20 protein-coding genes are annotated in these 21,472 nt (G+C 65.6%); 8 read left to right on the top strand and 12 right to left on the bottom strand.

The features are described from left to right. Positions 1-15 precede the first annotated feature (15 nt). Both N2603_RS15770 and N2603_RS15765 read right to left on the bottom strand, forming a co-directional pair. Positions 16-786 carry an ABC transporter ATP-binding protein gene (locus N2603_RS15770; protein ID WP_018642882.1) on the bottom strand — a complete coding sequence of 257 codons (771 nt, stop codon included), beginning with the start codon at positions 784-786 and terminating at the stop codon, positions 16-18. 2 nt (positions 787-788) lie between these two features. Then, on the bottom strand, positions 789-1,922 hold the full coding sequence (locus tag N2603_RS15765; RefSeq protein ID WP_260389538.1) for an MlaE family ABC transporter permease: 1,134 nt from the start codon (positions 1,920-1,922) through the stop codon (positions 789-791). Positions 1,923-2,066: 144 nt separating this feature from the next. Here N2603_RS15765 and dgcA point away from each other — a divergent pair, with 144 nt between their 5' ends. Continuing rightward, positions 2,067-3,062, top strand: a complete 996-nt coding sequence (gene dgcA / locus N2603_RS15760; protein ID WP_260389537.1) for an N-acetyl-D-Glu racemase DgcA — start codon at positions 2,067-2,069, stop codon at positions 3,060-3,062. Here dgcA and N2603_RS15755 read toward each other — a convergent pair. Next, positions 3,032-4,228: an MFS transporter gene (locus N2603_RS15755; protein WP_018642887.1), complete on the bottom strand. Its 1,197-nt coding sequence runs from the start codon at positions 4,226-4,228 to the stop codon at positions 3,032-3,034. The two genes, dgcA and N2603_RS15755, sit on opposite strands and share 31 nt — an antisense overlap. Positions 4,229-4,303: 75 nt before the next feature. On the opposite strand from N2603_RS15755, the gene N2603_RS15750 reads away from it, so the two are divergent. Beyond that, positions 4,304-5,686: a hypothetical protein gene (locus N2603_RS15750; RefSeq protein ID WP_260389535.1), complete on the top strand. Its 1,383-nt coding sequence runs from the start codon at positions 4,304-4,306 to the stop codon at positions 5,684-5,686. Positions 5,687-5,973: 287 nt separating this feature from the next. Here the strand turns inward: N2603_RS15750 and N2603_RS15745 are convergent, their stop codons facing one another. Beyond that, a complete protein-coding gene (locus tag N2603_RS15745; protein ID WP_026311971.1) occupies positions 5,974-6,333 on the bottom strand; it encodes a hypothetical protein in 360 nt (119 codons plus the stop codon). Between the two features lie 115 nt (positions 6,334-6,448). On the opposite strand from N2603_RS15745, the gene N2603_RS15740 reads away from it, so the two are divergent. Further along, positions 6,449-8,137 carry a Na/Pi cotransporter family protein gene (locus N2603_RS15740; protein WP_260389534.1) on the top strand — a complete coding sequence of 563 codons (1,689 nt, stop codon included), beginning with the start codon at positions 6,449-6,451 and terminating at the stop codon, positions 8,135-8,137. Between the two features lie 55 nt (positions 8,138-8,192). Here the strand turns inward: N2603_RS15740 and N2603_RS15735 are convergent, their stop codons facing one another. Continuing rightward, positions 8,193-8,633, bottom strand: coding sequence for an RbsD/FucU family protein (locus N2603_RS15735; RefSeq protein ID WP_260389533.1), 441 nt, complete (start codon positions 8,631-8,633; stop codon positions 8,193-8,195). Positions 8,634-8,819: 186 nt separating this feature from the next. Between N2603_RS15735 and N2603_RS15730 the strand changes: the two genes are divergently transcribed. Further along, positions 8,820-10,616: a caspase family protein gene (locus N2603_RS15730; RefSeq protein WP_260389532.1), complete on the top strand. Its 1,797-nt coding sequence runs from the start codon at positions 8,820-8,822 to the stop codon at positions 10,614-10,616. 72 nt (positions 10,617-10,688) lie between these two features. Here N2603_RS15730 and N2603_RS15725 read toward each other — a convergent pair whose 3' ends face one another. The 5 genes from N2603_RS15725 to thiD form a co-directional block, all read right to left on the bottom strand. After that, the gene (locus tag N2603_RS15725) at positions 10,689-11,192 is read right to left on the bottom strand and encodes a hypothetical protein (protein ID WP_260389531.1); all 504 of its coding nucleotides are present in this window, start codon (positions 11,190-11,192) and stop codon (positions 10,689-10,691) included. Between the two features lie 64 nt (positions 11,193-11,256). Beyond that, on the bottom strand, positions 11,257-12,240 hold the full coding sequence (locus N2603_RS15720; protein WP_260389530.1) for a threonine/serine dehydratase family protein: 984 nt from the start codon (positions 12,238-12,240) through the stop codon (positions 11,257-11,259). A gap of 63 nt (positions 12,241-12,303) precedes the next feature. Further along, positions 12,304-13,362, bottom strand: a complete 1,059-nt coding sequence (locus N2603_RS15715; RefSeq protein ID WP_260389529.1) for a glycosyltransferase family 4 protein — start codon at positions 13,360-13,362, stop codon at positions 12,304-12,306. Between the two features lie 13 nt (positions 13,363-13,375). Further along, a complete protein-coding gene (locus tag N2603_RS15710) occupies positions 13,376-14,188 on the bottom strand; it encodes a UDP-2,3-diacylglucosamine diphosphatase (RefSeq protein ID WP_018642900.1) in 813 nt (270 codons plus the stop codon). Positions 14,189-14,564: 376 nt separating this feature from the next. After that, positions 14,565-15,365 (bottom strand): bifunctional hydroxymethylpyrimidine kinase/phosphomethylpyrimidine kinase, encoded by an 801-nt coding sequence (gene thiD, locus N2603_RS15705; RefSeq protein ID WP_260389528.1) that lies wholly within the window; start codon positions 15,363-15,365, stop codon positions 14,565-14,567. Between the two features lie 275 nt (positions 15,366-15,640). On the opposite strand from thiD, the gene N2603_RS15700 reads away from it, so the two are divergent. Together N2603_RS15700 and N2603_RS15695 are read left to right on the top strand one after the other, a co-directional pair. Further along, a complete protein-coding gene (locus N2603_RS15700; RefSeq protein ID WP_260389527.1) occupies positions 15,641-17,617 on the top strand; it encodes an ATP-binding protein in 1,977 nt (658 codons plus the stop codon). Between the two features lie 91 nt (positions 17,618-17,708). After that, positions 17,709-17,954, top strand: coding sequence for an Lrp/AsnC ligand binding domain-containing protein (locus N2603_RS15695; protein WP_018642903.1), 246 nt, complete (start codon positions 17,709-17,711; stop codon positions 17,952-17,954). Positions 17,955-17,963: 9 nt separating this feature from the next. On the opposite strand, the gene N2603_RS15690 is transcribed toward N2603_RS15695, so the two are convergent. Next, positions 17,964-18,881: a c-type cytochrome gene (locus tag N2603_RS15690; protein WP_260389526.1), complete on the bottom strand. Its 918-nt coding sequence runs from the start codon at positions 18,879-18,881 to the stop codon at positions 17,964-17,966. A gap of 154 nt (positions 18,882-19,035) precedes the next feature. On the opposite strand from N2603_RS15690, the gene N2603_RS15685 reads away from it, so the two are divergent. Together N2603_RS15685 and N2603_RS15680 are read left to right on the top strand one after the other, a co-directional pair. After that, positions 19,036-19,455: a CHRD domain-containing protein gene (locus N2603_RS15685; protein ID WP_018642907.1), complete on the top strand. Its 420-nt coding sequence runs from the start codon at positions 19,036-19,038 to the stop codon at positions 19,453-19,455. Positions 19,456-19,760: 305 nt separating this feature from the next. Beyond that, on the top strand, positions 19,761-19,991 hold the full coding sequence (locus tag N2603_RS15680; RefSeq protein WP_244635848.1) for a VF_A0006 family four-cysteine protein: 231 nt from the start codon (positions 19,761-19,763) through the stop codon (positions 19,989-19,991). 8 nt (positions 19,992-19,999) lie between these two features. Here N2603_RS15680 and N2603_RS15675 read toward each other — a convergent pair whose 3' ends face one another. Next, on the bottom strand, positions 20,000-21,283 hold the full coding sequence (locus N2603_RS15675; RefSeq protein WP_260389525.1) for a cystathionine gamma-synthase family protein: 1,284 nt from the start codon (positions 21,281-21,283) through the stop codon (positions 20,000-20,002). Between the last annotated feature and the right edge of the window lie 189 nt (positions 21,284-21,472).

Here is a 21,472-nt window from a genome sequence, read left to right as displayed (position 1 = left end):
AGGTGCTCCGGCTACTCAACTCATGACCGCGCGGGCGCGCTTGCCATGGAAATACTGCCTCAGCCAGGGATGCTGCGAGGCCTGCATGTCGGCGATCGACCCTGCCGCAATGATCTTACCGTTCCCTAAAACGGCGATGCGGTCGCAAGCGGTGTAAAGGCTGTCGAGGTCGTGGGTTACCATGAAAACGGTCAGACCCAAAGTGCGCTGGAGCGTCCGCACCAGCTCGTCGAAATCGCCAGCGCCGATCGGATCGAGCCCCGAGGTCGGCTCGTCCAGGAACACGAGATCCGGATCGAGCGAGAGCGCGCGTGCGAGCGCGACGCGCTTGATCATGCCGCCCGACAGTTCCGACGGAAAGCGCTCGGCAACTTCGGGCTTGAGCCCAACCATGGCGAGCTTGGCCATGGTGATCTCGTCCATCAGCCGCTGCGACACGCGAAGATATTCGCGCATCGGAAACTGGATGTTCTGCCGCACCGTCAGCGAGGAGAACAGCGCGCCCTGCTGGAACAGCACGCCCCAGCGCCGCTCGACATTGCGCCGCTGCGACGTGCTGGAGGAATCGAGATCAACGCCGAACACTTCAATGCTGCCCGCGACCTTAGGCACCAGGCCGATGATGGTGCGCGTCAGCACGGATTTGCCCGCGCCGGACGGGCCAACGAAGCCAAGAATCTCGCCGCGCTTGACGTCGAGGTTGAGGCCGTCGAGCACGCGCGTCGTGCCGAACTGCACGGTGATGTCGCGGACGCGTATGATGGGATTTTGAATTTCGCCTGCCATCGTCACATCCCGATCGAGGCGAAGAAGATGGCGAACACGCCGTCCATGACGATGACGAAGAAGATGCCCTTCACCACCGACGCCGTGGTGTGCTGCCCCAGCGATTCCGCGCTGCCCTGCACGGCGAGCCCCTCGACGCAGGCGACGATGCCGATCACGGCGGCCATCACCGGCGCCTTCACGATGCCGACGATGAAATGGTCGATCGAGATCGCATCGCGCAAGCGCAACAGAAACGCTTCGGGATCGACGCCGCCATAGAGCCAGGCGACGAGGCCGCCGCCATAGAGCGCGGCCATGGCACCGAGGAAGGCGAGGATCGGCAGCGCCAGCACCAGCGCCAGCATGCGCGGCAGCACCAAGACCTCGATCGGGTCGAACCCCATCGTGCGCAGCGCGTCGATTTCTTCCCGCATCTTCATCGAGCCGAGCTCGGCGGTGTAGGCGCTGCCCGAACGTCCCGCGACCATGATCGCGACCAAGAGCACGCCGATCTCGCGCAGCACCAGCACGCCGAGCATGTCGACGACGAAGATGTCGGCGCCGAAGCGGCGGAAGTGGAAGATGCCCTGTTGGGCGATGATGCAGCCGATCAGGAAGGTGATCAGCACGATGATCGGCACCGCGCGCCAGCAGACCTGCTCCATGTGGTGCACGGTCGAGGTCAGGCGGAACGAGCGCGGGTGGATCAGCACGCGAAAGCCCGCCGCCAGCACCGCGCCGAGCATGTCGATCAGGCCCGCCACGGTGCCGCCGACGCCGGCGACAGTGCGGCCGATCTGCTCCAGCATGCCGGTGATGGTGATCGTTGAGGTCTCGACCACGGGCGTCGCCCGGACCCGCCGCACCTCGTCGACGAGGCTCGAATAATTGGCCGACAGCCCGGCGATCTGCGCCTCGACCGCGCCTTGGGTCAGGCTGCGGCGCAGCCGTTCGATCAGCCAGGCGCCGAACGTGTCGAGCTTGGCGACCTCGGAGACGTCGATGAAGATGCTCTGCGGACTGCCGGCGAGCTTCTCGGCATCCGCCACCATCCGCTCCAGGACCGGCGCGAAGCTCGCGGTCCAGGTTCCGGTGGCGCAGAGTGCCAGCGCGTTGCCCTTTGCAATCCGTTCCAGCTTCGGATCGCTGTTCAAGATGTCCGCTCCCGCGCCGGGGCGCAAGAAACAGATGAATTCAGATAGTTGCGCACGCGCCCTTACCCAGAGAAAGGTATCCCCAAGTGGTTAATGTTAGTTGCTACAGGTAACCAGCAGGTTCAGATTTCGCCAGAGTTCAAAATGACTTCCAGCAAAGTTCCGGCCCTATTGGCGCGAATCGAGCGCTTTCCCATTGCCGGCAGTTTCACGATCAGCCGGGGCGCCAAGACCGAGGCCGTCACCGTTGTGGCCGAAGTGAGCCATAACGGCCTCAGCGGCCGCGGCGAATGCGTGCCCTACCCCCGTTATGGCGAGACCCCCGAGGCGACCCTTGCGGCCATTGAGGCCATGCAGGACGCCGTGGCCGGCGGCCTGACCCGGCAGGCCCTGCAAGGTGCCATGCCCCCGGGCGCCGCCCGCAACGCGCTGGATTGCGCCCTGATCGACCTGGAGGCCAAGGCGGCCGGCCGGCGGGCCTGGAGCCTGCTCGACCGCCCGGCGCCCGGGATGCGCACCACCGCCTACACGATCTCGCTGGGCACGCCCGCAGCCATGGCAGCGGCCACGGCCGCAGCGGCACACCGGCCGCTGCTCAAGATCAAGCTCGGCGGCGACGGCGACCCGGAGCGCATCGCGGCCGTACGCAAGGCGGCTCCGGAGTCCGAGCTGATCGTCGATGCGAACGAGTCCTGGACCGAGGCCAATCTGGAGCACAACCTCGCCGCCTGCGCCGCTGCCGGCGTCACCCTGGTCGAGCAACCGCTGCCATCAGGCAAGGACGAGGCGCTGGCACGGATCCGGCGGCCGCTCATGGTCTGCGCCGACGAGAGCGTGCACGACCGCTCCTCGCTGGCGCCGCTGCGCGAGCGCTACGACGCCGTGAACATCAAGCTCGACAAGACCGGCGGCCTCACCGAAGCGCTGGCGATGGCGGACGCCGCGCAGGCACTCGGCTTCGAGATCATGATCGGCTGCATGGTCGCGACCTCGCTGTCGATGGCCCCCGCCATGCTGGTGACGCCGCAGGCGCGCTTCGTCGATCTCGACGGCCCCTTGCTGCTCGCGCGCGATCGCGATCACGGCCTGCGCTATGACGGCAGCCTGGTCTATCCGCCGGAGTCCTCGCTCTGGGGATGAGCCTTCAGCCGGTGCCGCGCCGACCAGATCAGAAGCGCGCCGGCCGCGGCCATCGCCGCCATCACGTAGTACAGGCCATCCCCGATGCGGGCATAGATCGCGCCTGACGCGATCGAGGTCACAGCGCCGAGCAGCCCGCTGCATGCGGCGTAATAGCCCTGCCCCCGCGCGAGCTGATGCGAGGGCACGCGCTGCACCAGGAGGTTCATGGTGCCGACGATGGTCATGCCGAAGGTGAGGCCATGGCCGAGCTGCACGATTGCGAGCAGCGGCAGCGGTGGCTCGTTGGCGGTGACGATCCAGCGCACCACGGCGCTCAAGCCGCCGATCGCCATCATCGTGGACGGATGCAGCAGGAAGCGCGGCGACAGCGCGAACACGACGATCTCGGCGATCACGCCCAGCGTCCACAGCCCCGCGATGGTCAGCCCACTGATCCCATGGAGCTGCCAGTTGATGGCGGAGAAGGTGTAGTAGGCGACGTGGCTGCCCTGGATCAGCGCTGCCGAGGCGATCAGCGCCCAGAAGCCGACATCGCGCAGCAGCGCCGTGTCGGTATGCCTCTCCGTCGTCTTGCGCCTGATGTCGTCGAGCGGCTGCAGCAGCAGGCTGGCGAGCATCGCAACGACCGCCCAGGCCACGATCACCCAGATCAGGTCGCGCGGTGCGATGACGTCGACGAGATAGCCGCAGGCGAGCGAGCTCGCGGCGAACGCCGCCGAGCCCCACAGCCGCAAGGGGCCATAGTCGAGACCGTAGCGGGCGACGCCGCGCAGCGCGTAGGCATCGGTGAGCGGGGTCGACGGCGTCCACATCACGCAGGTCAGCGCGTAGATCAGGAACAGCGCCAGCGGATGCTGTTGCAGGCCGACGGCCGCAAAGCCGATCGCGGTCGCCAGCACCGACACCATCATCCCGGCGCGAATGGCATGCCGCTTTTCGGCAAAGGCGGTGATCTGCGGCAGCGTGGTGAAGCGCGTGATCGCCGGCAGCGCATTGATGAGGCCGATCCAGGCCGCGTCGATGCCGATTGCCTTCAGCCAGACAGGGAAGAACGGCAGCTGCGTGCCCGACACCGCGAACAGTGCCGAATAGAACAGGGCGAGGCTCACGGCAAATCGCCGCTTCACGGCGGCGGGCGTGGGGATTTGTGATTCGGACTGCATCAAACCAATTGCGATTCGGTCGATATCGTGGTGATCGTTAGTGTAACGCGCACTGATTTGCGCGACGAGATTGTCATGGCCAACGAAGCATTCGCCCTTTCGCCCATGTCTGCCCGCGCGGCCGAGCCGAACGAGCAGGATTACGACGCGATCCGCGAAGCCTTCATGGAGACCGCGCGCGGCCGCTGGTTCCTCGGCGAATATGCCAAGCGCAACCGCAATGCGGATACCCGCATGGTGCTGGATGCGGTCGCGAAAATCGAAGAAACCCTTGCGGCACAGCGACAACCCGTCGTCGAGGACCGCCTGCCGGAGGCGCTGGTCGAGATCCGCCGCGCCATCCGCGAGGCCGAGACGATCGCGCTCGCGGCGTTCGATCCCGCCGCGATCGAGACGAGCCTCGCGCCGATCCCGCGCGGCGTGCGCATCATCAAGGAGATCTCCTGGCGCTGGCGCGAGATCGGCGCCGACGGGCGAATCTGCGACCTCATTGATTCGCAGCTCGCCTCGATCGAGGCCGCCTGCGGACAGATGTCGACCATCGACCCCCGCGTCGAGCTCAAGGCGGCATTCGATCTGCTCAGGGAACGGATCGAGCAGACCGAGGGCGGCGCATCGCCGCAGGCAGAGCATCCCTCGCCGGCGCCAGTGCAGGAGGCGCCCACCGCGGTGGTGGAAGCTGCGCCTGCGCAAGCCGCACCCGCCGAGATGGCGAGCGAAGCTCCCGTGGCTTTTACGGAGGCGCCGCAGGACGTCGCAGCGACTCCCGAGCCCGAAGCAGAAATTGAGGAAGCCGGCAACGCCGAAGCGTTCGCAATGGCCGAGCAGGCCATGGATGCGACCGTCGCGCCGGAGGCCGCTGCCGACAGCAAGATCGCGCCCGACAACGCCGCGGTTGAAGACGTCGCTCTTGAAGAGCCGGTCGCGGAGCTCACCGCTGTCGTGGAAGCCGCCGACGAGCTCGCGCTCGACGCCGCCGCGGAAGCTGAGGACGAGGCCATCCTCGAGGCCATCGCGCTGGAGATGGCCGCGCCCGATCCGGAGTTCGACGAGATCATCGAGCCGGTCGAGATGGCCAGCGCAAGTCCGGAGCCGATGGCTACGGAGGCCGTGGCGCCAATTGCCGCCGAGCTTCCGGAGCCGGTCGCACCCGCAGCGGTCGCGGAAGAGCCCGCAGCCGACGCACCGATCGCGATGGACTCGCTCGCGCGCCTCACCGACGCCATCGCGGAAGCCGCGGCCGAAGTGATGGAGCAGCAGGCCCCGGCGATGGCAGCCACGGCATCATTAGCCGGAGCACCGGCCGCAACGCCGATGCCCACGCCGCTCCCCGAACCCTCGCTCGGCGCCACCATCCTCGCCAGCGGCATCCTGCAAAAACCCCGCGCGCCCGCCAACGACCCGCTCGCGCCGATCCGCCGCATGACCCAGGCCGAGAAGATCGCGTTCTTCTCGTAAGGGACTACGCTCTCTCCACATCGTCATTGCGAGCGCAGCGAAGCAATCCAGACTGTCGCCGCGGAAAGACTCTGGATTGCTTCGCTGCGCTCGCAATGACGAGAGTACCAGCTCCGTCATCCTGAGGCGCGAGGCGCACGATGCGCAGCATCGTGCGGGGAGCCTCGAAGGATGCACGGCCGAGATGCAGCCGGGCCTTCGCCCTTCGAGGCTTGCTCAGCGGCGCGGCTGCGCGACTGAGCGCGCACCTCAGGGTGACGGTGATGAGACTCACTATGACGGCGCGCTCACCCGCAATTCCACACCGCCCCGATCGGTGTGCGCGTCCAGCACGGGCCAAAGCTGCCGCCGTTGTAGCGGCCGCCGCCGAAGCCGGGGCGGCCGAAATAGTGCCACTCGCCATCCCAGCGGTAATACTGAGGAACCGGGTCGATGTACCAATGGCGACGTTCACTGCGCGCGAGGCGACGCATGGCGTCCTTCTGCTTGTAGAGCGGAATGCTGTTGCTCAGCGGCTGACGATAGCCCGGCAGGAAGCCGTAGCCCTTCCAGACCGGCTTGGGGCGCTTTTGCACGGGCTCAGCGGGCGCGACAGCGGGCAGCAGCGACAGGATGACAGCAACGAAGAGACACACAAGGCGAGACATGGATCGACCATAGACAGGCGGATGCGAGAAGGCCACTCAAATTCGAGTGCGAGGCTTTGCGCCGCCTCGATCAATATGCTTCGCTATTCGTGGTGCCCTGTCGGAAGGAGCACACATGTCCACGGCGATCTCGACACTCGGCGGGGTAGGTCTCTTCCTGCTCGGCATGACCGTGATGACGGAGGGCCTGAAGACGCTGGCCGGCTCTGCGCTACGCACGGTGCTCGGCATGGCTGCGTCGACGCCGCTGCTTGGCTCGTTTTGGGGGGCCGTGGTCACGCTGCTGGTGCAGTCCTCCAGCGCAACGACCATGACGACGATCGGTCTCGTCAGCGCCGGCCTCTTGACCTTCCAGCAAGGGTTGAGCCTCGTCTTCGGCGCGAATATCGGCACCACCGGGACCGGCTGGCTGGTCGCGCTGATCGGCGTCCGCGTCTCGCTCACGGCCGCGGCGCTGCCGATGATCTTCGTCGGCGCGCTGACCAAGCTTCTCGGCAGAGGACGAATCTCCGGGGTCGGCGCCGCGCTCGCCGGCTTCGGACTTGTGCTGTTCGGCTTGACGACCCTGCAGCAGGGCATGGGCGGGCTGGCTGAACGATTGCACCCGGCGGACCTGCCCGCAGTCCTCGGCAGTCCCGGGGTGTCATGGTGGTCGGGCCTCTTCGGCGTGCTGGCGCTGGTCGTGATCGGATTGGTCATGACCGCGCTGATGCAATCGTCGACGGCCGCGATCGCGGTGACCCTGTCCGCCTATTTCGCGGGCGCGATCGGGTTGGACCAGGCCTGCGCCCTGATCATCGGCCAGAACATCGGAACAGCGACGAGTTCCGCCCTGGCCGCGATCGGCGCGAGCCCGACCGCAAAGCGGCTGGCCATCGCCTACGTTCTTTTCAAGCTGATTGCCGCACTCATCGCTTTGGTGGCTTTTCCCATGGTAACGCCGATGCTGCTGCGCGCCTCCGACACGATCGACGGCGTCACGCTGCTGGCCGGCTACCACACGGCCTTCAACGTCGTCGGCGTCGCGGTCCTGCTGCCCCTGATCAATCCGTTCACGCGACTGGTCGAACGGATTCTGCCCGAGCGCGGCTCGCCGCTGACGCGATGTCTCGATCCTTCGGCGCTTGGGACCCCGGTCGTGGCAGTGGAAGCGGTACGGCGCACGATCGCGCGCGTGCTCTTGACGGTGTGCAGTTCGGTCGAGGCGAAACTGGCCGGCCGCGCTGGATCGATACGCCTGGGGAAGGAGGCTGTATCCGTAGAGGAGGCGGCCGATGCCGTGCGCCAGGCACAAATATTCCTGTCGGATGTAGCTGGACCGCCTGAGACCGACGACGAGCAACAGCGTCTGACGAGCACGCTGCACGCCCTCGACCACGCGTCGCGGCTGACGGACCTCGCAGGTGGAGGAAACAATTTCGCTTCGGTGGCAGGCGGACCGGAGGACATCCGCGCCGGAGAGCTATGTGCCGAAATCATGCGAAGCGCGGCTGCGATTGCGCGCGGCGTTGCGGCGCCGCCCCGCGTCGATGGATCGCCGCACGCCGTACCCGCCTCGCGTGCCGGCGACGCCATGGCCGGTCCGCGCGCTGACCCGCCCGACGAGGCGATCGCCGAGCTCGAGCGTTGTACGACACAGCTCGCCGAAATGCTGCGCATCCATCGCAGTGCGACGCTCGGTGCGGTGGCCAATGGAACCCTGACCGCCGACGCCGCCCTGCTTCGTGTCGAGGTGGTGCGAAACCTCGAAGCCCTGTCGCAACACGCCTGGCGCTCGGCGGCTCATCTGGTGGGGCGGGGCTAGTGCGGAGATATGCTCAAGCAGCAGCCTGAAGCGGGATGACCGTTCTCATCGCGATTCAGATCACGCCCTTGCGGATCAGGAAGCAGCCATAGCCCCTGCTGTCGCCGACCTGCACGACACCAAACCCGGCAGCCGCCGCGCGATAAAAATCCGGACGCGAGAGCTTGCCGGGAGTGACAGCGCGGCCAGCAGCGCGCGCGATCTCCGCGAGCACCACGCGCTGCACGTCGGGCACGCGGTCGGGATCATCGACCGGCATCATCACGCGCACCGGATCCGGATCGAAATCGTCGAGCGGATAGACCGACATGATGGCGCGGATGGCTATCTCCATGCTCATGCCCGGCAGCTGGATCAGGCGCTGCGATGTCGTGCTCTGCGCAATGCGGACCGCGGGATGATTGGCGTCAACGAAAACGAGGTCGTCGCCGTGGCCCATCGAGGCCAGCAGCCAGAGCAGGTCGGGCGTGAGGATCGGATCGATCGATTTCAGCATGTGACGGCACTTCCCCCGAAGCATGTTCTTCGCCGGCGGAACCGGCCATTCACCATAGCAGGTTCCGAGCGTGATTCAGATCACGCAGCATACCATGGTGACAGGGATCACGGACCCCGTACTCGAACGCGGCCAGTCTGCCTCGCAACCAATCTCGCATCGAGATCAGAGCCAGAGGAGCACGCCATGTTCCGCCTAAAGCCTTTCCTGATGACGGCTAGCCTCGTGGGAAGCCTGTTCGGCTTCGCCTGCGGCCCCGTTTCCGCGCAAGTCGCCCCGGTCCAGCCGGCCCCAACCGCATTGCAAGGGCCGGAGCAGCGCGTGGCGCTGGTGATCGGCAATTCGAACTACCAGAACGCGCCGCAGCTCGCCAATCCCGACAATGACGCCCAGTCGATGGCGCAGTTCCTGAACTCCGCCGGCTTCGAGGTGGTCTCGGCAACCGACCTCGGCCAGAACGACATGCTGCGCGTCGTGCAGGACTTCTCCGCAAAAGTGTCCGCGCGCGGTCCGAACACGGTGGCGATGGTCTATTACGCCGGTCACGGCGTGCAGCTCGCCGGCGAGAACTATCTCGTTCCGGTCGATGCGAAGGTGTCCAGCCAGACCGAGCTCGTCAATAATTCGGTGCGCCTGGTCGACGTGATGTCGACGCTGGAGACGATCCCGAGCCGCATGCGCATCGTCATCCTCGATGCCTGCCGCAACAACCCCTTCCCGTCCGTCAACGACGCCGGCCGCGGCCTCGCCATCGTCGATGCGCCGAACGGCTCGATCGTCGGCTACTCGACCGCACCTGGCGCCGAAGCGCTCGACGGCACCGGCGGCCATAGTCCCTATACGCAGGCCTTCCTCAACGTCGCGCGCGAGCCCAACGTGCCGATCGAGCAGCTGTTCAAGCGCGTGCGCCTCCAGGTGAACCAGACTACCAGCGGCGCGCAGATCCCGTGGGAGAGCTCCTCGCTGACGTCCGACTTCACCTTCTTCGGCGACACCGCCGTTGCCGCCAATCGTGCGCCTGTGAATGCGCCCGTGGTGCAGATGGCCTCCAACCTGCCGAGCCGCTCGACGCGCCAGGCCTATGACTATGTCGTGTCCGAGGGCCGGCCGGAGTACTATCAGGAGTTCATCCGGATGTATCCGCACGACCCGCTGTGCGACCACATCCGCTGGCTGCTCAGCAACCTCCTGATCTCGCAGGCCTGGCACAAGGCGGTGCTGGCGAATTCGCCGCTCGGCTACCAGACCTTCTACGACAGCTACGGCACCAGCCCCTATGCCGTGTCCGCGCTGAAGCTCGCAGCCCAGCCGAAGCAGATCCCCCTGATGCAGCCGACCAAGTTCCTGGCGCCGCAGAACATCGCCCCTGTCTTCAAGATGGGCAATCTCGGCCAGCCCAAATACATGCCGCTGATGCAGGGCAATGGTGGTGCACAGGTCAATGGCAACCTGCCCGTCGTGCAGAAGCCGGTCGACGGCAACGTCATCGGCAAGCTCGGCAATGGCGGCCAGATCGGTAGCCTGCCGACCGGCAACAACCAGCCGAACGGCACGCCGTCGCAGATCCCGGGCAAGATCGTCACGCTGCCTGCGCCGATGAACGCGACCAACAACACGGGCGGTACCGGCAAGATCGTGACGCTGCCCGTGACCAACACCAAGCCGAACGGCGGCAACGCCAACGGCAATCCGGGCAAGATCGTCAGCATGCCGGTCAATGTCGGCAAGGGCGGTTCGACTGTCGACGTGAAGCCTGTCCAGACGCAGAACAACCCGATCCGCGTCAACAACGGCAACACCGGCATCGTGAAGCTCAACAACAACCCGGTGAACAAGGTGCAGGTCCAGAACCAGCAGACCAACCGTCCGCAGCTCAACACGACGCCGAACCGCATGGTCAACAGCAACAACAACTTTCGCCAGTCGATGAACCAGGCCCCGAGCATGGGTGGCGGCAACAACCACCGCGGCTTCATGCACTGATCGCGGCGAGCGAAACGACAAAGGGGCAGAGCGGCGACGCTCTGCCCTTTCTTCATGCTCGCAGCACGAACTTTATGGGCCGGCTAAAATCGCGCCGCTGGCGTAATCAAAAAGGTACACTGATTGATTGAAATCGACGGCCTCGACACCGTTAGCCAGGCACCTGAAGCCTTCCGAGAAAATGTCTGCGCCTGTCGCACTCCAAATCTCATCGCCCGACAGGGAAAGACGAGAAATTTGCACTTCACCGTGGGATATGAGCGCTTTGTGGGCGCAATCCCAATAAACGCCGAAGCATGTCGCCTGATCGACGCGTCGTGACCAGTTCTTCGAACCTGTCACAAGGTCCAAGCAGACCACTTGATCACCCACCGCGAGATAGAGATGGCGGTCCACTTCGATGGCAGAGTGTTGATAGATGCCAGAAGGCCCTCCACTAGCCCCAAAGACTGCGGACCACTTCCCGTCAGCTCTCACTCCGTGAACTGAGTTCAGATCAGCGTCGTCAAGTCGGATTTCCGTATCGTATTTTCGCAGATTATCCGCGGAGCCGAACGAATACGCCGGCTCATCCACGATCTCTACCTGGCCCTCGCGTGTCTCCAGGACGATGCGACGCTGCAGTAAAGCCTCCCAAAAATCAGGCCACCAGCTCCGCGAACAAGTCGGCATCGACATTGCCGCCGGAGAGCACGATGACCACGTTCTTGCCGGCCACATCGAGGCGGCCCGCGAGCAGCGCGGCAAGGCCCACGGCGCCGCCCGGCTCCACCACCAGCTTCAGCTCGCGATAGGCGAACGCCACGGCCGCGCCGACTTCCTTGTCCGACGCGGTGACGCCGCGCGCGAGCAGCTTGCTGTTGATCGCAAAGGTCATCTCGCCCGGCATCAGGGCCATCAGCGCGTCGCAGATGGTGCGGCCCGCGGGCGGATGCGGCTCGCGGTGACCCGCGGTCAGCGAGATCCCGTGATCGTCGAACGCCTCGGGCTCGGCCACCACGATCTCGGCTTGCGGATAGCGCGCCTTCACGGCCGTCGCGACGCCCGCGATCAGGCCGCCGCCGGAGGCCGGCGCCACCACGATATCGGGGTTGAGGCCGAGCGTTGCCATGTCTTCCGCGATCTCGCGGCCGGCGGTGCCCTGCCCTGCGATCACGAAGGGATCGTCATAGGGTTTGACAAGCGTCGCGCCGCGCTTCTCGGCGATGCCGCGCGAGATCGCCTCGCGATCATCCTTGTCGCGATCGTAAAGCACGACCACGGCGCCGTAGGATTTGGTGCGCTCGCGCTTGGACAGCGGCGCATCCGCCGGCATCACGATGGTCGCCTGCATGTCGAGGATTTTTGCCGCGGCCGCCACGCCCTGGGCGTGGTTGCCGGAGGAGAACGCGACGACGCCACCGGCGCGCTTGTCCTGCGGGATCGAGAACACCTTGTTGAAGGCACCGCGGAACTTGAACGAGCCGGTGCGCTGGAGCATCTCCGGCTTCAGAAATACCTTGGCACCGACGCGCTCGTTGAGCACGGGAAAGGACAACAGCGGGGTGCGGATGGCGTAGGGCGCAATCACGCGCGCTGCGGCATCGATGTCGGCAGGGCCGACCGGAAGGAGCTGTTCGGTCATGGCCAACTGTATCGCGGCCATCGAGCCCCCGGCAAGACACCTCCGCGCGAGGGTTTTGGGTTCTCAGGCCACGAAGCGCGGCTGTTCCGCCCCATTCCTGCCTGATAGCACCGCCCCGACCGCCTGGATGCTGTCGATGAAGACCTGCGCCGAGGCCTCCCAGGTGTAGTTGGCGGCGAATTCGACGCAGTCCTGCCGGCAGACACCGAGCGCGGCGAAGCAGGCATTGCGCAGATCGTGATCGAGAGCGCCAACCGGCGCATCGCCGATGACGTCGCGAGGACCCTTCACCGGGAAGGCCGCGACCGGCAGGCCGCTCGCCAGCGCCTCCAGCAGCACCAGGCCGAACGTGTCGGTCTTGCTGGGGAACACGAACACGTCGGCGGCGGCATAGATATCGGCCAGTTCCTCGCCGTGCTTCTCACCGAGGAAGATCGCATCGGGATAGGCCTCTTCGAGCGCGGCGCGCGCCGGGCCGTCGCCGACAATCACCTTCGTGCCGGGCAGGTCGAGGTCGAGGAAGGCCTCGAGATTCTTCTCCACCGCGACGCGGCCGACCGACAGGAACACCGGCGCCGGCAGGCAGAGGTCGACGGCGCGGGGGTGGAACAGGCCGGTGTCGACACCGCGCGGCCACAGCACGACATTGTCGAAGCCGCGCTCGGTCAGCTCGCGGGCGAGCGCCGGCGTCGCCGCCATCACGGCGCGGCTGGGCGCATGGAAACGGCGCAGCGCCCGCCAGATCAGCGAGCCCGGGACCGGCACGCGGGCGCGGACATATTCGGGGAAACGGGTGTGGAAGCTGGTTGTGAACGGCAGCTTGCGCTGGCGGCAATAGCGCCGGACCATCAAGCCGATCGGCCCCTCGGTCGCGATATGGATGCTGTCGGGACGCGCCTCCTCGATCAGCCGCGCGATTCGCGCAGGGCGCGGCATCGCGAGGCGCACGTCGCGATAGCTCGGCATCGCGAAGGTGCGGAACGATTGCGGCGTCAGGAACGTGAACTCGACGCCAAGACCTTCGACGTTAAGGCTTTTGGCGGCATCAGCGAGCTTGGTCAGCGTCCGAACCACACCATTGACTTGCGGGTGCCAGGCGTCGGTCGCGACCAGGATGCGCATCAAGTGGCCCTTGTTATGCAGCTCTGGCTGCGACCTGCGGGACTTCTGCCGGCTTCTGCAAATGGTCCGCCCAGGTGATGATCTCGAAATGGCCGTCGTCGTGCTCGACCAGGGCGGTGCAGCTCTCCACCCAGTCGCCGCAATTCATGTAGCGGATGCCGGCCTCGTCGCGGATCACGGCGTAGTGGATGTGGCCGCAGATCACGCCGTCGGCGTCATGGCGGCGCGCTTCGGCCGCAAGCGCCTGCTCGAACGCGCCGATATAGTTGACGGCGTTCTTGACCTTCTGCTTGGCCCATTGCGACAGCGACCAATAGGGCACGCCGAACATGCGCCGGAAGAAATTGACGAAGCGATTCATCTGGATCGCGAAGTCGTATGCCTTGTCGCCGAGATGGGCGAGCCAGCGCGCGTTCTGCACCACGAGGTCGAAGATGTCGCCGTGGATGACGAGATAGCGCTTGCCGTCCACGCCGGTGTGGACGGTGTTCTCGACCACGTCGATGCCGCCGAAATGCGTGCCGTAATAGTTGCGCAGAAACTCGTCGTGATTGCCGGGAATGTAGATGATCTTGGCGCCCTTGCGCGCCTTGCGCAAAAGCTTCTGGACGAGGTCGTTATGCGATTGTGGCCAGTGCCAGCTCGATTTCAGCGCCCAGCCGTCGACGATGTCGCCAACGAGATAGATCGTGTCGGCATCATGGTAGCGCAGGAAGTCGAGCAGAAGGTCGGCTTGAGAACCGCGGGCTCCGAGATGAACGTCGGAGATGAACAACGTGCGAAAGCGCCGCTCCGGGCTCTCGTCACTCACATCGTAACTTCCCATGCGCCAGCCTGTAACAATGTCCCGTGACAGGGGGATGACCGATTGAACCCTTGAGGCACCTTCAAATACGAATCACGCCTTGCCTCGCCCTCCCCGCGAATATCAGTCGCATGCGACAATCAGGCGACATGGCGCCGCGGGCCGCCCCCGCAATAACCCGGAACTGCAACGAGAATGATGAAATTTGGCTCGGTCGGCTCTTACCCTCCCCTGGAGGGGGAGGGTCGATCGCGCGCAGCGCGAGCGGGGTGGGGTGATCTATCCACACGGGCACTGTTCGTTGCGGAGAGACCGTCACCCCACCCCGTCTCACATTTTCGCTGCGCTCAATGTGAGCCGACCCTCCCCCTCCAGGGGAGGGTGAACCGGAACGCCGTCAGTAAAATTTGTGGAAATGATGGATCGGCCCATGGCCATGGCCGACGCTGAAGCGGTCGGCGGCTGCGATCGCAGCACTGATCCAGGTCTTGGCGTTGCGTACGGCGCCCTCGAGATCCTCACCTTTGGCGAGACCCGCAGCGACCGCCGAGGACAGCGAGCAGCCGGTGCCATGGGTGTTCTTGGTGGCGACGCGGGGCGCGGCGAGCGCGGTCGTGTGTCCGGACGTGACGAGATAGTCGATGCTCTCGGCGCCCTGGCCGTGCCCGCCCTTGATCAGGACCGCACGGCAGCCGAGCGCCAGCAGGCGGCGCCCCTGGGCTTCGATCTCGGCCTCGCTGGCGGCAACGTGCTCGCCGAGAAGAGCCGCGGCCTCCGGCAGGTTCGGCGTGATCACCGAGGCCAGCGGCATCAGCCTCGTGCGCAAGGCGTCGACGGCTTCCGAGGCCAGCAAACGGTCGCCCGAGGTCGCCACCATCACGGGATCGAGGACGATGTGGCGCGGCTGCCAGCGCGACAGCGCGGCTGCGATTGCGTCGATGCTGTCGGCCTGGCCGACCATGCCGATCTTCACCGCGCCGATGTCGAGATCGGAAAACACCGCATCGATCTGCGCGGCGACGAACTCGGCCGGCACGGCGTGAATGCCGGTGACGCCGCGCGTGTTCTGCGCCGTCAGCGCCGCGATCACGGAGGCGCCGTAGACGCCGAGCGCGGCAAAGGTCTTCAGATCCGCCTGGATGCCGGCGCCGCCGCTGGAATCCGAGCCGGCAATGGTGAGCGCAACGGGCGTCGTCATCGCCGGATACGTTCGTTTGAGAAGGACACGGCCATGCCCTTTCCTAGCGCGCCCCCGGCGTGCCAGCAAGCCAGGCCAGCCATGGGCTAGCGAATCAGGCGGAACGCAGCCTCGCTCCCTGTCGTCCCGCAATCGTGTACATCCCGCCCAAATATCACATCGGCATCGCCCGGCCTTGGCATCGATTCCGATGAATGAGAGGTTGGCCCGTGGATTCGTCCACAACGCCATGTTGCGGGCCAGCCTCGGCCCGCAATCCTCTCGGGAACCCGATCATGTGGGCCTATTTCGAACGTCTCCTCGACTCCTCGATGTTCTCCCCGCACGGCATCTGCCTGCTCTGGGAACCCGAGCTGATATGGCTTCACGTCGTCTCGGACGCCTGCATTGCGCTGGCATATTTCTCGATCCCGTTCGCGCTTGCGATCCTCGTCACCAAGCGGCGCGACCTCAAGTTCGGATGGGTGTTCTGGGCGTTCGCCGTCTTCATCATGGCCTGTGGCCTGACGCATGTGCTGTCGATCTACACGCTCTGGGTGCCGGTCTACGGCATCGAGGGTCTCGTCAAGGCGGCGACCGCCGTGGCGTCGGTCGTCACCGCGGTCGCGCTCTGGCCGCTGCTGCCGAAGATCCTGACCATCCCCTCGCCGTTCGAGCTCCGGCAGGTCCAGGCCGCGCTTCAGGAGGAGGAGACCAAGAACCGGGACGCGGCACAGCTGCTCGGCCAGGTCAGCGAAACCCAGCGCGCGCTGCGCGAGAGCATGACGCGCCTCACCGCCGTGGTCGACACCGCGGTCGACGGCGTCATCCTGTTCGACGCGCAGGCCCGCATTCTCCTGTTCAATCCCGCCTGTGAACGCCTGTTCGGCTATCGCGCCGACGAGGTCATGAATCGCGACATCGGCATGCTGATGTCCAAGGAGAGGCCCTCATCCACCGGTCGCGCGCAGCGTTTCGCAACAGGGGAAGCCGTCGGCCTGCGCAAGGACGGGTCACACTTTCCGATGAACCTGTCGGTGGGCCAGGCGTGGCAGGACGGCGAGCTGATCCATGTCGGCATCGTCCACGACCTGACCAGGCGCAAGCTGACCGAGCAGCAGCTGCAGCAGGCGCAGAAGATGGAGACGGTCGGCCAGCTCTCCGGCGGGATCGCCCACGACTTCAACAATCTGCTCACCGTCATCATCGGCAACGCGGAATTCCTGAGCGAGCAGCTCCGCGAGCGTCCTGACCTCAGTCGCTTCGCCGACGACATCTGCCAGTCGGGCGAGCGCGGCGCGGAGCTGACGCAGCGGCTGCTGGCGTTCAGCCGGCGCCAATTGCTGCAACCCCGCGCGATCGAGTGCCGCGAGCTTTTGACCTCGATGCACAAGCTGCTCAAGCGCACCTTGCGCGAGAACATCGAGATCAGCACGGCGTTCGGCTCCGGCTCCATCCAGGCCTTCGCCGACCGCGCCCAGCTCGAATCCGCCGTGCTCAATCTCGCGCTGAATGCGCAGGATGCCATGCCCTCGGGCGGGCATCTCACCCTCAGCACCGAGCTCACGGCGATCGACGAGCACTATCGCATGCAGCATCCGGAGGTGGAGTCCGGCAGCTACGCCCTGATCGCGGTCACCGATGACGGCGAAGGCATGGCACCTGACGTCATCGAGCGCGCCTTCGAGCCGTTCTTCACCACCAAGGAGGTCGGCAAGGGGTCTGGCCTCGGCCTCAGCATGGTCTATGGCTTCGCCAAGCAATCGGGCGGACATGTCTCGATCTACAGCGAGCCGGGCCTCGGCACGACGGTCCGCATCTACCTGCCGCATGCCGGCGGCGAGACGTCGCTCGCCGACATCGAGGCGCGCGAGGAAGCCGCGCCCCGCGGCCACGAAACGATTCTGATCGCCGAGGACGATCCGTTCGTCCGCTCCTCCGTCACGCTACGCGTGGAAGCGCTGGGATATCGCGTGATCTCGGCCGTCCACGGCAAGGAGGCCCTGCAGCTGCTTCGCACCAACCCGGCCATCGACCTCCTGTTCACCGACATCGTGATGCCCGGCGGCATGAGCGGCTGGGAGCTCGCCGACCAGGCCCGGCGTATCCGCCCTGGCCTGCCGGTCGTGTTCTCGTCCGGCTACGCCCTGGAGACCCTGGTCGAGCAGGGCCGCGCGCACGCCCAATCGATCGTCCTGACCAAGCCCTATCGCAATGCCGAGCTCGCCCGTCGGCTCAGGGAAGCGTTCGCCGCCGTGCCGCTGCCGTCCTAGAAGCGCTCCGGCCGGGGGCCAGCAAGTTCGCTTGCCAAGCCACCCCGGTTTTGGCCTATTAGCCGCCAGATGCGCTTTCGGAGTGACTGCAATGGTTCCTTTTTTCGTCCAGATCAAATGCAAGCTCGGCCAGTCCTATACGGTCGCCAATGCACTCGCCGAAGCCGAGATCGCCTCCGAGATCTACTCGACCGCCGGCCAGTACGATCTGCTGGTGAAGTTCTACGTCGACAAGGACACCGACATCGGCCACTTCGTCAACGAGAAGGTGCAGGTGCTGCCGGGCATCCAGGACACCCTCACCATCATCACCTTCAAGGCGTTCGGCACGGGCTAGAGCTCGCTGCTAGCCGCCCTCCTTCTTCTTGGGCGGCGTCGGTCCCTGCACCGGTGGCAGCGACTTCAGATAAGCGGCCATCGCGGCGCGATCTTCCGCGGTCAGTTGCGCCAGGTTCTTGATCACCGGCCGCATCGCACCCGAGGCGCTATCGCCCTCGGGCATGTCGCCGGTCTCGAGGAAATCGGCGATATCCTTCTCGCTCCAGCTGCCGATGCCCTGCTGGGTGATGTTCGGCACCCAGCCCTCGCCTTCCGGATTCGGACCGCCGGCGAAGCGCTGCGCCGTGATGATGCCGCCGAGCAGATTGCGCGGGCTGTGGCATTCGGCGCAATGGCCGAAACCGTTCACGAGATAGGCGCCGCGATTCCATTGCGGCGAGCGTGCAGCGTCCGCGACGAACGGCCCGGTGTTCATGAACAGCAGCTTCCAGATGCCGACATTGCGGCGGATGTTGAACGGAAACGGCAGCGCATGGTCGCGCACCCTGCCGGACACCGGCGGCAGCGTCTTCAGATAGGCGAAGAGATCGCGGACGTCGTCGATCTTTGCCAGATGGTAGGACGTGTAGGGAAACGCCGGGAAGTAGTGCGTGCCCTCGGGCGAGATGCCGCGCATCACGGCGTTGACGAAATCAGCCTCGCTCCACCGGCCGATCCCGTCGGTCGGATCGGGGGAAATATTGGGGACGTAGAACGTCCCGAACGGCGAGCCGAGCGCCAGGCCGCCGCCGAGCCGCAGGCGGTCGGGCTGGTTGGGCACCGCATGACAGGACGAGCAGCCGCCGGCGTTGAACAGCTCCTGCCCGTTGGCGAGATCGGGGCTGCGCGGCGGCACGGCCAGCGCGGCCGGGGCGGTCAACCACCAATAGAGGCCGAAAGCCGCGAGGGCGGCGATCAGGGCGGCAAGTAGTGTTCGTCGCAGCATTCAATCATTCCATCATGAGCGCGCGAACTTAAGGGTCATGCCGGGCCCGATCCAGCCACGAATATTTTAGGTGGTCCGGCTGTCATGCGGGAATAAACTGCAGGACGTACTGTTTGGAAGTGCACAGCAATCAGGCGTCAACAGGGAGAGACTCATGACCAAAGCCGTTTTTGCCACTCTGGCACTCGGAGCTGCCGTTGCCTTCGCCGCCCCGGCCAGCGCGGAGAAACTGAAGGCGACGCTTGACGGAAAATCCGAGGTACCCGCCAACACCAGCAGCGGCACGGGAACGGCCGAGCTCGACTATGACGCCGCCAGCAAGAAGCTGTCGTGGACCGTCAACTATTCCGGGCTCTCCGGTCCTGCCACCGCCGCCCATTTCCACGGCCCCGCCGAGGCCGGCAAGAACGCCGGCGTTGCGGTCCCGATCGCCAATCCGGGTTCGAGCCCGGTCAAGGGCGAAGCGACGCTCACCGACGCGCAGGCCGCCGACCTGCTCGGCGGCAAGTACTATATCAACATCCACACGGCTGCGAACCCGGGCGGCGAGATCCGCGGCCAGGTGATGAAGTAACGCGACGGCGCGGCTTCGTCGCGGAAAGGCCGGACGCAAGGAGGGAGCGTCCGGCCTTTTCGATTCGCGGCGGAGGCCGCTCCGGCGGTCCACGCTTGTGCCTTGCCTGCCTCGCGCGTTCCGCCGTAAACTTCGGCCTCACCAATTTCCAGAGTGGCACTGTGCGGTTCGTTTCCAGCGTTCTCGATCGGCCCGACGATGCGCGCATCAGACGATCGGCGCGCGGGCCATTGTACGTTCTGGCAGGCCTCATCGTGGCCGGAGCGTTTCTTTGCTTCTCCAGCCCCGTCGTTGCGCAAAGCGACATGGAAAAGCAGGCTCAATGCGAGCTGTCCGCCATCCGCGACACGCGGTCGCCCCTTGCCGTGCAGTACATCCGCTCCGCCTGCAACTGGCTCGTCGTCAACGGCGATTCCCTGCTGAACGCATCCAGCAAGGGCTATTACATCTGCCTCGTGCGGCAGCTCTCGGGCGCGCAGAGCAACGAGGCTGCCGCGGCGATCATGTCGGCATGCCGCGCGTCCAATCCGCTTTGATCCACCGCTCAAGCCGCATTCAGTGCCTGCGCGAGGTCCGCGATCAGATCCGAGGGGTTCTCGATCCCGATCGACAGCCGGATCGTGGAATCGAGCACGCCGATCTTTTGGCGGATGTCGGCGGGAACGCCGGAATGGGTCATGGTCGCGGGCAGGCTCGCGAGCGATTCTGTGCCGCCGAGGCTCACCGCCAGCTTGAGGATCTGCAGCGCATTGAGGAATTTCACCGCCGCCTCCTTGCCGCCGACGATGTCGAACGAGAAGGTCGATCCCGCCCCCAGGCATTGCCGCGCGAACACGCGGCCCAGGGCTGAGTCCTGTTCGTGATGACCGAGATAGTGGACCTTGGCGACTTTTGGATGGTCGCGCAGATAGCTCGCCACCAGGCGCGCATTCGCATCGGCCTTTTCCATGCGGAGGCTCAGCGTCTCCAATGAGCGGTTGATCATCCAGCACGAATGCGGATCGAGCTGGGTGCCGATGGCGCCGCGCAGCGCCTTGATGCCCTTCATGATCGCCTTCGATCCGAGCGCGGCGCCCGCGATCAGGTCGGAGTGGCCGCCGACATATTTCGTCAGCGAATACAGCGACAGGTCCGCGCCGTGCTCGATCGGCCGCTGAAACACCGGGCCGAGCAGCGTGTTGTCGCAGGCGATGATCGGCGTGTGTCCCTGGGACTTGCCGATGGAATCCGCGATGCGGCGGATCATCGCGATGTCGACGAGGCCATTGGTCGGGTTGGCCGGGGTCTCGATCAGGATCATCGAAACCCGCCCCCGACCCATCGCCTCCTCCGCGGCCTGCCTGACGGATGCTTCATCGATGCCGTCGGCAAAGCCGACCGCGCCGATCGACAGCCGCGCAAGCGTGTTCGTCAGCAGCGTTTCCGTGCCGCCATAGAGCGGCTGGGAGTGCAGGATGACGTCGCCGGGACGGACGAAGGCGAGGATCGTGGTTGCGATCGCCGCCATGCCCGAGGAGAACAGCGCGCAGCTCTCGGTGCGCTCATAGACCGCGAGCCGGTCCTCGACGATTTCGCTGTTGGGGTGGTTGAAGCGCGAATAGACCAGGCCCGCGCCCATGCCTTCCGGCGGCTCGCGCCGGCCAGCGACGTAGTCGAAGAAGTCCTGCCCGTCTTCGGCGGTCTTGAACACGAAGGTCGAGGTCAGGAACACCGGCGGCTTGATGGCGCCTTCCGACAATTGCGGATCATAGCCATAGGTCAGCATCAGGGTTTCCGGATGCAGCATATGGTTGCCGATATGGGTCTTCGACGGGAACGGTTTTACCATGGCCTGCCTCGCTGTTCTGATGCTCGCCGCGCGTTGGAACTCCTGACGTCATGAAGCAGTCGGGAGCGAGATGCGTCGACTCGTGTCAGCGCACGGCCGTTGGCACAAAGATAGCTGCTCTCAGAGCGATCCGTCAGGCCTTGCGGACAGAATTTCTGCGGGCCGACTCATTGGCTGGTTATGAGTCAT

Origin of the sequence: Bradyrhizobium huanghuaihaiense, assembly GCF_025200885.1 — a bacterium.
Classification (GTDB): Bacteria; Pseudomonadota; Alphaproteobacteria; order Rhizobiales; family Xanthobacteraceae; genus Bradyrhizobium; species Bradyrhizobium huanghuaihaiense.
Note: the sequence above shows the minus strand (reverse complement) of the source record. Positions and strands in the feature narration are given on the sequence as shown.

Bases quoted from the DNA above. Each gene is read 5' to 3' on its own strand.
- N2603_RS15735 (WP_260389533.1), bottom strand. From the start codon at position 8,633: ATGCTGAAATCGATCGATCCGATCCTCACGCCCGACCTGCTCTGGCTG.
- N2603_RS15675 (WP_260389525.1), bottom strand. From the start codon at position 21,283: ATGGTAAAACCGTTCCCGTCGAAGACCCATATCGGCAACCATATGCTG.
- N2603_RS15700 (WP_260389527.1), top strand. From the start codon at position 15,641: ATGTGGGCCTATTTCGAACGTCTCCTCGACTCCTCGATGTTCTCCCCG.
- N2603_RS15730 (WP_260389532.1), top strand. From the start codon at position 8,820: ATGTTCCGCCTAAAGCCTTTCCTGATGACGGCTAGCCTCGTGGGAAGC.
- N2603_RS15750 (WP_260389535.1), top strand. From the start codon at position 4,304: ATGGCCAACGAAGCATTCGCCCTTTCGCCCATGTCTGCCCGCGCGGCC.
- N2603_RS15770 (WP_018642882.1), bottom strand. From the start codon at position 786: ATGGCAGGCGAAATTCAAAATCCCATCATACGCGTCCGCGACATCACC.
- N2603_RS15715 (WP_260389529.1), bottom strand. From the start codon at position 13,362: ATGCGCATCCTGGTCGCGACCGACGCCTGGCACCCGCAAGTCAATGGT.
- N2603_RS15740 (WP_260389534.1), top strand. From the start codon at position 6,449: ATGTCCACGGCGATCTCGACACTCGGCGGGGTAGGTCTCTTCCTGCTC.
- N2603_RS15690 (WP_260389526.1), bottom strand. From the start codon at position 18,881: ATGCTGCGACGAACACTACTTGCCGCCCTGATCGCCGCCCTCGCGGCT.
- N2603_RS15695 (WP_018642903.1), top strand. From the start codon at position 17,709: ATGGTTCCTTTTTTCGTCCAGATCAAATGCAAGCTCGGCCAGTCCTAT.
- N2603_RS15710 (WP_018642900.1), bottom strand. From the start codon at position 14,188: ATGGGAAGTTACGATGTGAGTGACGAGAGCCCGGAGCGGCGCTTTCGC.
- N2603_RS15745 (WP_026311971.1), bottom strand. From the start codon at position 6,333: ATGTCTCGCCTTGTGTGTCTCTTCGTTGCTGTCATCCTGTCGCTGCTG.
- N2603_RS15755 (WP_018642887.1), bottom strand. From the start codon at position 4,228: ATGCAGTCCGAATCACAAATCCCCACGCCCGCCGCCGTGAAGCGGCGA.
- N2603_RS15720 (WP_260389530.1), bottom strand. From the start codon at position 12,240: ATGACCGAACAGCTCCTTCCGGTCGGCCCTGCCGACATCGATGCCGCA.
- N2603_RS15685 (WP_018642907.1), top strand. From the start codon at position 19,036: ATGACCAAAGCCGTTTTTGCCACTCTGGCACTCGGAGCTGCCGTTGCC.
- dgcA (WP_260389537.1), top strand. From the start codon at position 2,067: ATGACTTCCAGCAAAGTTCCGGCCCTATTGGCGCGAATCGAGCGCTTT.
- N2603_RS15680 (WP_244635848.1), top strand. From the start codon at position 19,761: ATGGAAAAGCAGGCTCAATGCGAGCTGTCCGCCATCCGCGACACGCGG.
- thiD (WP_260389528.1), bottom strand. From the start codon at position 15,365: ATGACGACGCCCGTTGCGCTCACCATTGCCGGCTCGGATTCCAGCGGC.